General features: G+C 48.8%; 10 protein-coding genes and 1 pseudogene. All 11 read right to left on the reverse strand.

Annotated elements, in window-relative coordinates:
* Nucleotides 1-1,933: pseudogene (locus RJ60_RS12580) on the reverse strand (cellobiose phosphorylase); the annotation flags it as partial.
* A gap of 42 nt (nucleotides 1,934-1,975) precedes the next feature.
* The gene (locus tag RJ60_RS12585; protein ID WP_103134918.1) at nucleotides 1,976-2,995 is read right to left on the reverse strand and encodes a LacI family DNA-binding transcriptional regulator; all 1,020 of its coding nucleotides are present in this window, start codon (nucleotides 2,993-2,995) and stop codon (nucleotides 1,976-1,978) included.
* A gap of 34 nt (nucleotides 2,996-3,029) precedes the next feature.
* On the reverse strand, nucleotides 3,030-3,893 hold the full coding sequence (locus tag RJ60_RS12590) for a family 16 glycosylhydrolase (RefSeq protein ID WP_146028927.1): 864 nt from the start codon (nucleotides 3,891-3,893) through the stop codon (nucleotides 3,030-3,032).
* Entirely contained in the window at nucleotides 3,872-6,022 is a 2,151-nt protein-coding gene (locus RJ60_RS12595) for a beta-glucosidase (protein WP_103134925.1), read from the reverse strand. Before RJ60_RS12595 ends, RJ60_RS12590 begins: the two co-directional genes overlap by 22 nt.
* A 63-nt stretch (nucleotides 6,023-6,085) precedes the next feature.
* Nucleotides 6,086-6,961: a carbohydrate ABC transporter permease gene (locus RJ60_RS12600; protein WP_103134919.1), complete on the reverse strand. Its 876-nt coding sequence runs from the start codon at nucleotides 6,959-6,961 to the stop codon at nucleotides 6,086-6,088.
* Entirely contained in the window at nucleotides 6,958-7,812 is an 855-nt protein-coding gene (locus tag RJ60_RS12605) for a carbohydrate ABC transporter permease (protein ID WP_103134920.1), read from the reverse strand. Before RJ60_RS12605 ends, RJ60_RS12600 begins: the two co-directional genes overlap by 4 nt.
* The gene (locus RJ60_RS12610; protein ID WP_146028928.1) at nucleotides 7,809-10,103 is read right to left on the reverse strand and encodes a DUF5696 domain-containing protein; all 2,295 of its coding nucleotides are present in this window, start codon (nucleotides 10,101-10,103) and stop codon (nucleotides 7,809-7,811) included. Before RJ60_RS12610 ends, RJ60_RS12605 begins: the two co-directional genes overlap by 4 nt.
* On the reverse strand, nucleotides 10,093-12,102 hold the full coding sequence (locus tag RJ60_RS12615) for a YIP1 family protein (RefSeq protein ID WP_219725890.1): 2,010 nt from the start codon (nucleotides 12,100-12,102) through the stop codon (nucleotides 10,093-10,095). Before RJ60_RS12615 ends, RJ60_RS12610 begins: the two co-directional genes overlap by 11 nt.
* Before the next feature lie 38 nt (nucleotides 12,103-12,140).
* A complete protein-coding gene (locus RJ60_RS12620; protein WP_103134922.1) occupies nucleotides 12,141-13,013 on the reverse strand; it encodes a carbohydrate ABC transporter permease in 873 nt (290 codons plus the stop codon).
* Between the two features lie 12 nt (nucleotides 13,014-13,025).
* Nucleotides 13,026-13,913, reverse strand: a complete 888-nt coding sequence (locus RJ60_RS12625; RefSeq protein ID WP_103134923.1) for a carbohydrate ABC transporter permease — start codon at nucleotides 13,911-13,913, stop codon at nucleotides 13,026-13,028.
* A partial coding sequence (locus RJ60_RS12630) for an ABC transporter substrate-binding protein (protein ID WP_146028929.1) occupies nucleotides 13,906-15,557 on the reverse strand: 1,652 nt, incomplete at its 5' end. The genes RJ60_RS12630 and RJ60_RS12625, both read right to left, overlap by 8 nt.

Below are 15,557 nucleotides of genomic sequence, written 5' to 3' on the forward strand. Positions count from 1 at the left end.
CGGCCGGGTCAAGCGTTGCGTTCTTCACTGCCGCCAGGTTTATCAGCTTTTCGACAAGACTGGTCTTGTAGATCTCTCCTGTGCCGCATTGGCTTCTCATTACGTTTTTCGATTCTTCTCTAGACTCGATCATTCTTTTCTTATCCCCGTCTTCGGTTAGAGAAGTGTACTGCCTGACTTTGCCGGTGCTCTCGTCCACAAGTGTGTATCTGATGTTTCTGGGAAGAACGACAGTCGCGCTGTCGTAGTAGGTGTACTCGCGATCACAGAAGAGCAGTTCTCTCTTCTTTTCCGGGTAGATCTCAAGGAAGCTCTCGATAAGATCGAGATTGTATGTCCAGTGATCGGTCCAGAAGCCTTCGCCGTGCACCACATCTACTTCTTCTTCCGAGACCTCTATCACTTTTCTTAAGAGCTCCTGTTCAGAGATATCTAGCGCTATGCCCTTTCTCTCGATGAAACTAAGTATCATTCCTGGAGTAAAAGATTCTGAGCTCAGGAGGGCTTTCAGATCTCTGGCAGCCTCCGCGCCCTTCACCGCCTCGTTCAGAAAGCACAGTTTTTCTGCTTGCGCTCTGTACTTCACTCCGTTTATTATCAGAGGATTGTATCCGTCTGTCTGGAGAAGGTTTGTGAACATCTTTATGTTGTATCTTTCGACTTCGGGATTGAAAAAGACGTCTTCCCTTCTGTTCTGATTTACATCCCTGTAGTTGCCGTTCCCGCTGGAGAAGTATTCGGGAAGAAGAACGAAATAGTTGTAATCTCTCTCAGGATCGCCGTGTTTTCTGGAGTATATGTGATAGACCCTTTTTCCCGTTGCAAAGACAGTCGGATAACCGCCTCTCAAGGTGTTGTCAAGATACGTCTGTTGACAGTACCGGTCGAAAAGCCTCGAAGAGGTATGCGTGAGTATATCCTCAGTCAATCTGTCTACTATTTCGGTTGACTCGCGGTACTTCGCCGACAGATACTCTTCATCCGAGAACTTCTTCCCGAATTCCTCCATTAACATAGTGTCCGGCGTATGCCCGGTAACGGAGTAAAGGACGGCTTCTTCTCCTCCTTCAAGCTCGAGTCGAGACGGCGCAAAAGCGCAGGGGACTCTGTTCGAGGTTATCTGATTTTTGCTCCTCATTCCGTCCAGCCCTTCCTGCGAGAAGACTTCGGGGAAATCCATGGATGTCCTCGTTCCAAATACAACATCGGGATCTACGACGGGAGACAGTATCTCTGCCTTTCCGCGAAGTTTCTGAACGGCGAGGTAGAAGTTGCCTTCTTCAAATTCAGAGACGCTCACAGTGTCCTCCGCGGTAGACCTCAGTCTGAAGATCGGGATCTTGCTTTCGAGACCGTACACATCCATCCAGGCCCTGAGAGTGTTCCCAACGTGCTTTATGCCGTAATCGTTCATTCCGTACGGCAGCAGCGCTGAAAGGCCGTCGAGTATCTCGAGTCTGACAGAAGAGCCTGAGAGATTCTTGACCGTGACCTTTCTGATGAGAGCGGCCACTCTCTCCATGGGGAGTGTGTAATAGAGGACTCTGGTTTCGATTCTCGACTCGGGGCAAATCTCCCTCAGTTCCAGTTCGTTGAGACCTATGTGCATGCTCTGGACGGATTCGGTGCCGCTATGTGTTCTGAATGGCTCATACGATTTTTTACCGTCAACTCTCACGAAAGTCCTGAAGCCGGATCTCTCAACGTTCTGATACGCTCTAAAAGCCGGAAAGAATTCCATGATCGGGTGGTCCTTGTCCCTCAAGCCAAAGGATGTTATGCACTGCCCGCGGTTTACGTAGAATACCCAAAGCGGAATGCCCTTCTTGCCTGCGATGCCCGGCAGGAAACTCGAAAAGGGCTTCGAATGATTGTAATCCTCTATGACGAATCTCTCTCTTTCATCGAAGTGATATTTGTCTGTCTCCCTCACGGCCTCTGTCCCTCCTGGTGAAAACTGAATTGGCCTTCTGCTTCACGTTTTTCTTATATCCCTGACAGACTCTCTTTCAACGATTTTTGTGGGAAGTATCACGTTCCTGGGCAAACCCTGATTCTTTTCGGAAATCCTTTCAATAAGCAGCTGAGTAGCAACCCTTCCCATCTCCAGTCGCGGCTGAATAATCGTTGTCAGCCTCGGGTTAGTGTACTGGGCGAAAGGAGCATCGTCGAAGCCTACTATCGATACATCTTCTGGCAGTCTTACACCCTCGTCTTTCAACGCATCGATCGCCCCGAGTGCCGTCCAATCATTCACCGCGAATATTGCGGTGAAGTTCAGGCCCTTGGATTTCAGGTGATCTTTGACCCCGTTCCAGCCGTCTTCCGAGTTGTATCCTCTTGAATCCGCGAAGAAGACCTCGACGTCTTGCTTCGGCGATACTCTATTGAGAAACCTTCGTATTCCCCTTTCTCTGTCGATTGCCGCAGGTGACATTTCCGGTCCAGGTATGAAAAGGATCTTCCTGTGCCCATGCTCATACAGGTACTTCGCCCCGAGGTAGCCGCCGGCAACGTTGTCAACGTTTACTATGTCAAAATTGATTTCTTCCACGACGAAGTCCACGACTACTATCGGAACTCCGCTCTTCACAAAACGTCTTATGAGCTCTCCGCCTCCAAACAGCTCTCCGAGTATGACGCCGTCGACCTTTCTTCTGAAATACTGATCGAGAACCTGCTGTTCTATATCCACTTCCCATTTCGGGAGAGCGAGCATAACGTTAAAGCCTTTGCTGTAAGCGTATTCGTCAATGGCCATTACTATGTCGCTGTAGTGATATCCCCTGATGTCGGGAATCAGGACTCCTATCGTGTTGAGAAGTGTCGAGTTCTTCTCTTTGAATGAGAATGCCGGTCTGTAATTGAGTTCCTTGACAGCTTTGAGAACTTTCTTTCTCGTTTCCGGCGAAACGTTCTCACTCCCATTCAGAACCCGCGACACGGTCGCTATCGATACTTGTGAATGTTTTGCAACTTCCCGGATATTCGGCATTGCTTCACCTCAAACTATATTTTCTAAGCACTGATCAGCGTATTTGATAGAATCTCACATAGTCCACGTACATTCTTGCAGGAAAGGGCGTATCGAAATCTGGATATCCCGGCCATCTGCCTCCCACCGCAAGATTAAGGATTATAAAGAAATCACGGTCAAAGACCCAGAGATTTCCCCTGCTCTCTATCGTCTCTCTGCTTACCCTGTGATAGATCGACTCGTTTACGTACCATATAATCTCATCTTCATTCCAGATGATCCCAAACTTATAGAAATCCTGCGTGAAGGCCGGCAGTTCAGTCTGATTCAGCCTGTATTTGCCGCTGATGCCCCTGGAGCCGCTGAAATCAGGCCCGTGGGCCGTGCCGTAAACAGTCCATTTATCGTGGCCCAGAAACTCGACTATGTCGATTTCTCCGCACAGCGGCCAGCCCACGTACCTGAAGTTGTCGCCCAACATCCAGAAGGCAGGCCAAAGACCCTTTCCATAGGGGAACTTTATTCTTGCCTCGATCTTGCCGTACTGAACCGAGAATTTTCCTTCGGTCTTTATCCTTGTCGAAGTGTAGTTGAACAGGCGGCCCGCTTCCTCGATATCCTCTCTTCTCGCTTCGATAACGAGCATGCCGTTTTCGAGAGAGAGATTGTCTCTCTCTGTGTAATACTGGAGTTCGTCGTTTCCCCAGCCGTTTCTATTGCCTATGTCGAATCTCCACTTTCCACTGTCAAGCTCTGTGTTATCGAATTCATCTGACCATATCAGAACCCATTCCGGATCATTTATCATTTGCTGCGCCTCCGACGATTGAGTAGTAATGGCGAAAACCGAAGCGAAAGAAAAAAGGAAAATATGTAGAGAAACAATGACTTTAATTATTTCCGTTCTATTTGCCATCGCAGATCACCTCCCGTTTTTCGCAGTCTTACTTTGCCGGTAGATCTGACGTCTCTTGAGGATGCGCCGATCAGGAATTCATACTCGCCCTGTTCGACGATCCATCTGTAACCGTCAAAAGAAGCGAGTTCTTCTTTGGACAGTCGTACTGTGAGCTTCTCTTCTTCTCCTGGCTGAAGCAAATCGGTCTTCCCAAAGCCTCTCAGCTCCAGTCTGGGTTTATCGATCTTTCCTTTGGGAGCCTTCACATACACCTGGAAGACTTCCTTTCCCGCCGTGCTTCCGGTGTTCTTTATAATCAGAGATATTATCACTTCTTCGCCTTCAAGGATGATCTCGGGATCACTGTACTCAAAATCGGTGTACGAGAGGCCGAAACCAAACTCGAATACAGGCTTCACTCTGAAAGTCTCATAGTATCTGTATCCAACGTATATCCCTTCGTCATAAGAGACAACAGACGGGTTGTCCGCCGGTTCTCCCGGGAAGGATCTTGAAGGGACGTCTGCATACGTTCGGGGAAAAGTGGTGGGCAGCTTGCCCGAAGGGTTTACGCTGCCGCTGATTACGTCGGCCAGTATTCTTCCGGCCTCCTGACCCGGCTGCCAGAGCAGAAGGATGCCGTCGAATAAGCCCGCCCAGCTTTCGACTTCAATTGGCGAACCTATGTTAAGAATCCCGATAACTCTCTTTCCCCTCTTTCTGAAGGCCTTCGATACGCCGGCTATGAGTTTTAGTTCGTCTTCGGTCAGATAGTAATCTCCCTCTTCGAGCCTTCTGTCCCTTCCTTCTCCGGAGATGCGAGATATTACCACGAGAGCGGCTTCATTTCTATTCGACAGCTCGTCAAGCGCGGCTTCATCAAACAGGTCTTCAGGAAGCCTGGGTCTTATCTCTTCATTCCACACACCGTAACTTATACTGTAGTCGGCGCTCCTGAGCTCTTCGATCTTCCTTCTGTAGAACTCCGCCACTTCTTTATCCACTGCGAGACCTCTCTCTTCCATTCCCTCCAGCAGACTTACCGTATAGGCAGGGTGTGTCTCGCCGCTGCCGGTTCCTCCGCGGACCGTTTCAATCTGACCCGTTCCGAAGACGACGAATGGGGCTCCTGCAGACAAGGGCAAAGCACTCTCGTTCTTCAAAAGAACTACTCCCTCGCAACCGGCTTCGTACGAGATAGCCGCATTGGCTTCCAGATCCGGTGAATTCGAGTATTCGCAGCCGCTGAAAGCCGGAGTCCTGACCAGAATTCGCAGTATCGCCTTCACTCTTTCGTCGAGGGTATCAAGATCCAAGTCTCCGCTTTCGATTGCCAGGCGGATCTCCTCACATTCGCTCTTCCTTTGAGGAGAGTTCTGGAAGCTCTTTCCGGGCATGATAAGATCATTTCCCGCTTCGATCTGCTTTGCGGCATCGTCTCCCGCAAACCAGTCGGTCATCACAAAGCCCTCAAAGCCCCACTCTTCACGCAGAATCTCCGTGAGAAGCCATCTGCTTTGCGAGGTGTATGAACCGTACAGTTTATTGTATGAGCTCATTAACGTCCACGGTTTCGCCTTTCTTATTGCTATCTCGAAAGGCCTTAGATAAATCTCCCTGAGCGCCCTTTCGGAGACGACGGTATCGACTGTCATCCTGTTCGTCTCCTGTTCGTTTGCGACAAAATGCTTTATGCAGGCACCAACGCCCTGCGACTGGACGCCCTCAATAAAGGGAGCAGCCATCTCGGCCGTAAGCAGCGGATCTTCGGAGTAATACTCGAAGTTTCTCCCGCAGAGAGGATTCCTGTGGATATTTACTGCTGGAGCCAGCAAGAAATCGACGCCGTACTCCCTGGCCTCTCTGCCCATCGCCTCTCCGACCTTTCTCAGCATCGTTCTGTTCCAGCTGGAAGCCAGCATAGTCTCGACGGGAAATGCCGTTGTATGATATTTCCCCGTATCGCCTTCACGATCATGGTGGATTCTCAGGCCGGCGGGGCCGTCGGCGAAGGAAGCTGCTGGTATCTTAAGTCTCTCTATCTCCACGGTCTCACCGGCAGCACCGGAGACCCTTCCCTTAGGGTTGTCTCTTCTGTCAAGCATTCCGACACCCACTACGAGGGATATCTTCTCTTCGAGCGTCATTTTTGAGACAAGTATTTCGACATCGGATTCTAGGTTCAACCTGAACACTCTCCTTCCAGGCAACTACTCGCCTGTGATTCCCGTTCGCTCAAGGCTTTCTACGAACTGCCTCTGCAGTATCAAATAGGTTATCAAAAGGGGCAGGATAGTTATTAATGTTGCGGACATTCTTATACCTTCATTTATCCTGTTTGCCGCGCTTCCGTCTGCCGAGGGGAACATCAGCGCAAACTTCGCGACGAAGTCTCTAAGAGCCAGGGGCAGCGTCTTGACTTCATTCCCCAGGAGCATGCCTGTCAGTAGAGTTTCGTTCCAGTACCAAACCAGAGAGAATATGAATGTAGTTACCAGCGCCGGCACGGACAAAGGTATCATTATCTTGTAGAATATCTGGAACGAGTTCGCTCCGTCTAACTCTGCGGCTTCGTCAAAGGTTCTTGGGAGCATGTTGAAGAAGTTGTAGTAAAGGAGTATGAAGATTGCGCTCCTTATGCCCTGTCCGGTGACTGCAGGCAAGAAGCTGACCAGAGGTGTTCCTACAAGCCTCAAACGGCTGAAAAGCATATACTTCGTGACAATCGTGACTTGAGTCGGAATAAGAAAGGACGCGAGAATGAGGAAAAGCCAGAGTCTCTTCAGCGGGAAATCAAATCGCGAAAGACCGTAAGCTATGAGCGCCGTCACCAGTGCCTGAAGAACAGACGGGACGACCGAAAGATAGACGCTGTTGAAGAGCGTCTTCGAAGCTTCAAGAACAGACCAGGACTTCTCGAAGTTCTCCATCGTGATTCTTGTTGGAAGCCAGGACACCGTTGGATTCACAAGGTCTTCGACCGTCATGAAGGATGTGGTGAACATATATAGCAAAGGATAAAGGTAGGCATATCCTATACTTATCAGAATGAAATATAATATGAATTTTGTTCCTATTCTCTTCATTTCTTTCCCTCCCTCGGTCTTAGGAGTAAGAATGTGATTCCTATCAGAAGCATTATCGAGACGAAGTAGATCCACGAAAGCGCCGCTGAATAAGAGTACGGCTTGTCGACGTCAAACATTCTCTGGGTTATGCTCGTGTTCACCGGATTGTTTGCGAAAGAAGCGAGATCGACGATAGTGTATATGGCGTTCACAAGCAAGAAGGGCTTGATGAGAGGAAGCGTCATCTTCCAGAAGATAATCCAGCCGTTAGCACCGTCGATCTTTGCCGCTTCGTAGATGCTTGTGTTGATCTTCTGCAAACCGGCAAGAAAGAAGATGATTTGCACGCCCGAGAACCAGAGTATCAAGATCAGATTGTTGAACATGTACAGGAACGGATAGCTGATTGTTCCGGGAAGAGCCGTGAAGAAGCTGTAGATGAAATATTTTCTCGGATCCACGATCTGGGCCGCGTTGTTTACCACCAGCTCGGAGATAACCGGTCCGCTGATAATCACAACGGGCAGGAAGTAAAGCAGTCTGAAGAAGGCTCTGGCCTTCAGCTTGTTGTTCAGCAGTACTGCGGCAACGAGAGAGAATATGAGGATCAATGGTGTCGACAGTCCTACGCTTATGATCGTATCCCAAAACTGAATCGGGAAGTTAGTATCTACCCTGAAAGCGTAGAGGTAGTGTTTGAGACCGGCGAAGGTCGAACTTATTCCGAAGACCGTGAAGTCCAGGTCGAAGAAGCTCAGATAGAGTGAATAGAAGAAGGGATAAGCAGTGAAAACTGCAAATCCAACAATCCACGGCATTATATAAAGATATCCTGTGAGCGCCTTTCGCTTCTCTTTAGATAATCTCATAGACCACCAACTCCGTAATTCACGTTGACTCTTTCGAAGCTCTTCCATGAACGAGGGTCGATCCCAACGATTTCCGATTCGTACCGGGATTCGGTGTAGTTGACGGCTATAGACAGTCCATTATCGTAGTCTACCCTTACGACGCCTGGCCCGAGGACTTCTCTGTCGACTATACGCGAACCTATGAGAGGATCAAGTGCCTCTTTCATTTCGAAATAGATTCTCATGATTTCTTCTTTCCAGTCTTCGAACTTCGTTGAGGGGTAATCCCAGAGTGGAGTGTTTTTCATCTCATAGTTGTCTACCCGCGTAACTACGAAAGATGGGTATGCCCCATATTCAATCGCCTTCAGCACATCGTTCCGAGAAAAGAAGCTGTTGTTCATGTAAGGTGTGTAGTACTCCATTACTCCGCTAAGAACAATCTGCAAAAAAGGAACTGTGTCCGTCTGGAAGAGGTACTGGCTGTTGTTCATAGGAGTTTCCATGATTCCCGAAGCGTATCTCCAGGTGTAGCAGTTGGGGGAGTAAAGGTAGACGTTGACTCCACTGCTCCTTGCCTGCGCAAGCGTTTTCTCGATTAGATTTTGAGCCTCGTTTCTGGGCAGCTCCTTGTTGAAGGTCATATCTCCGTAAAGCTTGCTTCCATACTCTTTAAGAGCGAGATTTGAGAAGCCGAGTTTCGCCAGTCCCGCGGCCTTCTCCAGTATATAATCGCTCGCAAGCTTCACGTTCGAATAGTAGAATCTGTGAAGCCAAAGATCTTTATTGTCGCGTTCTTCGAAGATCGATGACTGTGAGAGGTTTATCCCCACTTCTCTATTGATGTTAATCTGTCTATCGCTCACTTTCGTTACGTTATCAACCAGAATGAGTTCGTAACCTCTTTCGCGGCTATCTCTTGCGAGATCAATCAGGGCCTCCCTGCCGCCTATGGCGTTCTCGAAGGAGAGCCCCGAGATCTTGTTCCCGTGAACTCCCCCCTTCTGCCAACCTTCCATAAGAAGCCTGATTGAATTGACTTTCAGCTCTTGCAAGTCGCGGACTATTTCCATGGCCTCTTCGGCTGTCGTTGTGCTCATGATACCGTACCCGAGGAGTCCCTTCTCTATATCAGATGCGATTACTGTAACTGCTAGAGGCAGTTCCGACTCGCCGCGGGCCTCCTTATCCGCTGAATCACCGAAGAGCTCCTCCGAAAACTCCGTCCTATAGAACTTCGCCATCCCCACGTAATCTGCTTCTCTTCCTTCCAGAAAGAAGAGTCTGATCTCTGCATCGAAGCTGTTCTTTTCGCGCTGGACGACCTGCACTCCGGCGCCGCTTCTGCTGGTCGGCTGAAGATACCTCTGTCTGAAGATGAACTTCACGCCCGCACGATTATACTCGGAAAGAACTCCGGCCGGATAGGCGAACACCGAAGAGTATTCTGCCCCCGAGGTAATTACACCGAACAACGCGTTCTGCCTTACTCCGTGAACCACACCGTAGACGGGCATCAATACCGTGGGTTCCTCTCTAAGGAAATCGTTCGGCCTTCCAGCCCTTAGGTCGTTCGGTATAGTCAGATTCTCTATACTGTAATCCTTTCCATAGACCCTCTTCTCAAACCAGTTCGAGTAGTTCGAGGCTTGAGAGAATCTTACTAGAGCCCCTGGACCATCTGGAACGAACATGTATCCGTCGATTTCATCTTCCACGCTGCTGGCAAAGAACGGAGCAAAGATAATCGATCCCAGCGAATAGCCACTTTCTTCGGAAACTTCATCAGAGTTCAACCTGAATACAACGCATTTGTCTTCGACTCTGATGGAAAAGCCGACAGAAATACCCAGATCTTCGAAGTCGACCCGGAAGGCTGCACCATCAGGTATTTGCGAAATACTCCTCTTTGCCAGTTTATCGGCGCTCCCCCTTACCGCCAGTATTCCTCTTTCGTTGTAATACTCTATCAGCAGGGCCGATCTTGCTATCCCCTTCCAGCTTACGTTGAGATCGTTGTAGGCGTTCTCGCCCTCGAGAACATCTCCCCAGACGTATCCCGTCCTCCTGTCGAGGACTCTAATCGAAGTGGTTTCATGGTTTATCCACAGTTCAATGCTTTCGCTTTCAGCCACTTTCGAGTAACCCAGAACGTCGAATTTCGAAGTGACCTGATCATATGTCTCGGGTTTCGTGAAACGGTTAGAGAGGAAGTCCCTGCCCGTTTCCCGGCCGGAGAGAATCGAAACAGCCAGAAAAGCCAGCAGAAAGAGAACCGGCTTCATAATTTGGTGAAGATTAGCGCGCACGGTAAAACGCCTCCTGAGCGATACTGTAAGCCGTATCTATAAGCTGATCCCAGAGCATGTAAACTATCGAGTAGACGAGAACCATTACGAATATCCAGCCCAGAGTCAGCATGAGGCTCTTAATAGTATTCTTGATGTCGTAGTCGTGGATCTCCTTAACGCCCGTAAAAAGAAGAATTGAGCTCCAGCCGATATTGATGTATGTCAGGAAGTCTATCAAGAACTTCTCGTTGTATGTCAGAACATACGTCATGAGAATAACAAGCGGCTGAAAGAGGATGTAGGGCGCAAAAGAGTAGGCAGTGAAAATCACTACATCTTTGAACGTACCCCTTCCGTCGTTTATTGAGCTCACTAGATAGTTTGAGACAATCCAAAGTCCGGTGAAGCTCGAAGAGGTCAGGAGCACAAAGCCGACACTTCTGTCTGTCACGTTCAGATTGAAGATGAAGCTTCTTCCAAAGTAATCGAAAGCAATGACAGTGAAAAAGGCCACGTAAATGATCGCAGCAGATAGCACCGAACCATGGTTTCCGCTCTGCAAATAGTAGAAGCTGTCCAGTGGGTGGCGCAGCATGTTCTTTATATAGAGCAGGTCGTTCAGAAATCTCGAGCCGATTTGAAGATGAAAACGCTTTCCGCGTCTTCGAAGCTGGCCTATCAAGGCCGACACAACTATGAGTAACAATAGTATGGGCAGGATTACATGCATATTACTCTGAACGAAAGCGTTTCTTAGCTCCCAGTAAGTATCCGAGTACTCTCTCTTCGCGTACGCTTCTTTGAAGTGAATGGTGGCCTTCTCGAACTCTCCCGACTGAAAGTAGGCCTTTCCCAGTCCGTAGTGAGCGATCTGAAGATAGCCGTCGTATGTCATTACCTTCCTCCAGGTCTCCTTGCTTTCGAGGTACTTCCCCTGAACGTAGAGATTAAGGGCTTCGTGAAGTATCTGGGCGTACTCTGTCGGGTTGAATACATGGACGAGACCGCTCTCCCCATCCAATACGTAGATCCTGTCTTCTTCGTCGCAGGCTATTCCCGAAGCTATAGAAAACAGGCCGTATCTTTCCGACGATATCGCCCTTCCCCCAAACGAGAAGACTAGATTGCCCTCCGGATCGTACTCGTAGATCAGTCCGGTTTCCGTCAGGGCCAGAATCCGGCCGTCACCGGTTATTGTTATGTCGGCGAAGTTCGGCTCATCGGTCATACGGCCTTCTCTCGAACTGGAAAGGATGTTGTTTCCGATTGTATTGTGCTTTTTGATCGCGTTTCCCCATTCATTCTGTGTAAGGGTGAATATCAGGCCTTTGTCATCTATGGCTATGTTTTCATAGGGCTTTGGAATCCTGCTTAAGAGCTTCGATTTCTGCTCGCTCGTATAGAAGAGATCAATGAACCTGTCCAGAAAGCCAAGCCCAACCCGGTTAGCTCCGAAGTACCCAAGGAACTCGCCGTTCCTGTCAAGCTGTATCACGCCCTCAAAGGTTCCCTCGCTGACAATGTAGAGATTTCCTCTCTTGTCGACCACGACCTTACTGGGGTTGTAATTGGCAAATTCTCCGAAGAGAAAGCTTTTTGGTCTTCCGATCCTCCCGACTTCCTTTCCGGTCTTGTCGAACAGGACCACTTCGGAAGTCCCGGGATCGGCAACATATATATACTCGTCACCGACGAAGACACCAGTTGGCCTCCAGAGACTGAAGTCGCCGACGGTGCTGATCTCTTCCGTCTCCAGGTCGAATACTACCACTCGGGCGTTGCCGGAGTCGGCTATATACATCTTTCCATCTTTGATAAACAGGTCTTCGGGATAATAAAGGTCGTAGTCCAGGAAAAGCACTTCGCTTACAACATAAGCGTCCTGGGTTATCTTCCACTCGTCGTTTCCCGAGAGTGTAAATGTCAAATATGCGCTATTCCAGCCGAAGATTCTGGCAGAACAGACAAACAATACTATTGCTACTGCTATGCGGATTAACCTGATTTTGTCGTTCACTCTGGTCTTTCCCTCTCTTTCAGATAATCCATTGGAATCTATTTCAAACCGCTGTTGGCCATGGTGTTCATCACCCTTGACTGCATGATGATGAAGAGAATCAGGTTTGGAATAAAAACTATCAGCCCCGCTGCGGCCGCAATACCCTGACCGGCGATGGTATTGCCTGCTACCTGAGTCAGGTTCGAAACGTAGAAGGCAAATGTTCTAAGATTCTCGTTGTTTATGTAGTAGACGGAGGCCTCCGCGCTGTTCCAGGCGATCTGGAAGGCTAGTATCCCAACCGTCGAAACGGCCGGCTTCAGAAGAGGCAGTACGATCTTCGTGATTATCTGGAAATCGTTCGCACCGTCTACAAACGCCGCTTCGAGCAAAGAATCGGGTATCTGGTCAATAAACTGCTTCATGAGAAATACTCCTACCGGCATAACCAGAAGCGACAGCACGTTTATTATGAACGTATCGATCAGGTTCAGCGACTGTACAATGAAATACCTGGGAATTATCACAGCTATTGGAACGAACATGAGAGCAAGATTGTTGATTGTGAAGAGGAGTTTCTTCGTTCTGAAACTCTTCTTTGAGAGCACATAACCTGCAAGGACCGAGATAATTACGGTCAGAACAACTGTGAGAAAGGCAGTTATCACACTGTTCAGGAAGTATCTGCTCACAGGTATGTTGGAACTTTCAGATAGAGAGAATAATTCGAAGAAGTTAGAGAAAGTGGGCCGGCTTACAAGAAATCTCGGTGGATAGAGAAACAGTTCATCGAGAGGCTTGAATGCCTGAGAGAATATGAAAATTATCGGCAGCACCATGAAAGACGAAATCGGAATCAGTATGAAGTAGAACTTCAGCTGACTCTTGTGGAAGTACCTCGGATTCGTCTTGGTTGTGAATCTCGCCATACTATCACCTCTCTATCTCTCACCGAAAAGCCGCCACGCAACTCTCGAAAAGAACCAGATTATCAGGAGCAGAACGACTGAAAGGGCTGCCGCATATCCCATTTCATATCTGTAAAAACCGTAGTCCTCTATGTGATTCACTATTAGCTGGCCTGCGTACTGGGGAGTCGGATTCGAACCCGAAAGGGCTACGCCGATCCCCGCGGAAGTAAAGGTATTGACTATCGACATTACAGCTCCGAAGAGCATCTGAGGTTTCATGGCCGGGATAGTTATGTAGATCACTTCCTGGAGTCTCGTTCGAATACCGTCTATGTAGGCGGCCTCGTAAAGGCTCTCGTCGACATTCAAAATACCGGCCAGCATAGCGAGAAAGCCTATTCCCATGCTGCTCCAGAGCGATACGACGATCATTATGTCCATTAAGTACTGGGGCGACTGAAGCCACTGCACCGCCTTGTCAATCAGTCCTAACTTCAAAAGAAGAGCGTTCATATAGCCCTGCTGATCTCCGTTGAAGAGGACCCGCCAGACCACGGCCATTGTCACCCCGGCCGTGAGAGACGGCGAGTAAATTATCAGCGCGAATATCGTTCTGGGAACCAGCGTGAGCTGCGCAACAAGCCACGCCAACGCAAAGGAAAAGAGGTATCCTCCGACTCCGACTATGAGAGCATATCGTATCGTATTCGGGAGGACCTTCTGCATGAAGACTTCATCTCTCGTAAGTAGAGTTATGTAATTCTGAATGCCAATCCATCTCGGAGCTTCGATAGCATTGAAATATGTGAAAGAGAAGTAGATCGACACTACAACGGGGAGAACTATAAATATCGTGAAGAGAATCAAATACGGCGAGAGCAGTATCCAGTGTCCGTTTTTCCGCTGACCTTTAGTCATTTTCCTCACCCCATAGTCCCCTTGATTTCTCGATAAGCTCATCGGCCTCTCGGCCAAGGGTTTCGATCAGGAAGTCTTCCATGGTTTCGTAGATCCTGTAGTCTCTCGTCTTTTCTCCCTCTATCAGATAGCCGAATTCTGTAAGTTTCCTCTCGAGCTCCCTGTTCACCAGAATTACTGATCTGTCTATCGAAGAACGCAAAGGCCGACCTTCAATAACGACTTTGTTCCAGACGTTGCTCACTTCCCTTTCAACCATGTATCCGCCCGGATGCCTCTGAACCTCGCCTATCCATCTCCACTGTTCCAGAATGGCCCTCTTGTGAAACTCATCGAAAAACTCGACTTCTCTGAAGGCCCCGATATTGGCGGTATTCCAGAGATAGGCCTGGCCGTATCGGGTGACAAGAGTCCGTGCGTACTTGAGCTGCGTCTCCTTTGAGAGCCACCACTTAAGGAAGAGCCATGTCTTTTCTTTGTTCTGAGAGTCGCTGAAGATTATAGACGCTCTGTCGCCAGCCACCTGATACCGCTTCACACTTCCTTCGGACGATTGGACGCCGGGAGAGGGCGCAATGTCCCAAAGACCATATATCTCATCGGCGGCATTCGAGAGTGCGACGTAGAGACCGAAATCTCCAATGCCAATCGGAATTCTTCCGTATCTGAAGTCGTTGTAGAAGCTTGCAACCTGTTCTGGAAGACCGAATATCGAGAAGATTTCCGTCATCAGTTCAAAGGCCTTCACTGAATTCTCCTCGTTCAAGGCAGTCGTTATCCCGTCTTTGGCGTAGAACCTCGCACCATTTTGAAAGAAGAAAGGAGCAGTTGTATTGAAATACTTTATAGTCTGCTCACACAAAGGAATGTAGAAGTTCATGCCCCTTCTCTGCAGTTCAGGCAATATCATCTTCACATCATCCCAGGTATCTGGAACGGGAATCCCAAGGCTTTCAAGGATGTCCTTTCGGTAGAAGAGGACATAGAAGTTCTGTGTCTCGGTAATCCCGTAAACCTCCCCCTCAACAACCATTGGCAGCAGGGTTTCGATATTCATGTTCTCAGACGCGAAATCGAAGAAGTCGTCAAAAGCCGAAAGAGGATACAAGGCGTTTCTTATTGCCAGCTCGAAAGGCAGCCAGCTGCTTATTCCAAGTGCGGCATCGGGAGTCTTACCCGATGAACTTGCAAGAATCAGTCTCTGCTCGTTCTGCATAACTGAAAGCACAACAGAAATACCGGTCTTCGGAGTGAAATCAGTGTCAATAAGATACTGAAGAGTCTCAACGTACTGAACCGGTCTATTCACCCATATCCTGAGATTCTCAGGCGAAGAGTCTTCGTAAATCGAATAAGCTTCATTCTTGTTCAGGAGAGAAAGCCTGAGCTTCTCTATCTCTTCGTAGGCTTTCACAAAGGCCAAGCTTGCAGCGCTTGAAAAGTTCTTGAACTCGCCTGCAAGGATGTATAGTTTGTCCAGCGACAGAGGCTGTTCCTTCAGTCTCATCGAGAGTTCGGACAGCCTCTGAACGGCCGAAGCGGCGCCCTCACTGAGTTCGTCCAGATAGAAGGGCATCCTGTCCGAGTTCTTGAGTATTCTCCTTATGAGATCCGCAACGACTGCAAGTTCGGAGATCGAAGGCC

The organism is Mesotoga sp. B105.6.4 (genome assembly GCF_002896535.1).
Lineage (GTDB): Bacteria > Thermotogota > Thermotogae > Petrotogales > Kosmotogaceae > Mesotoga.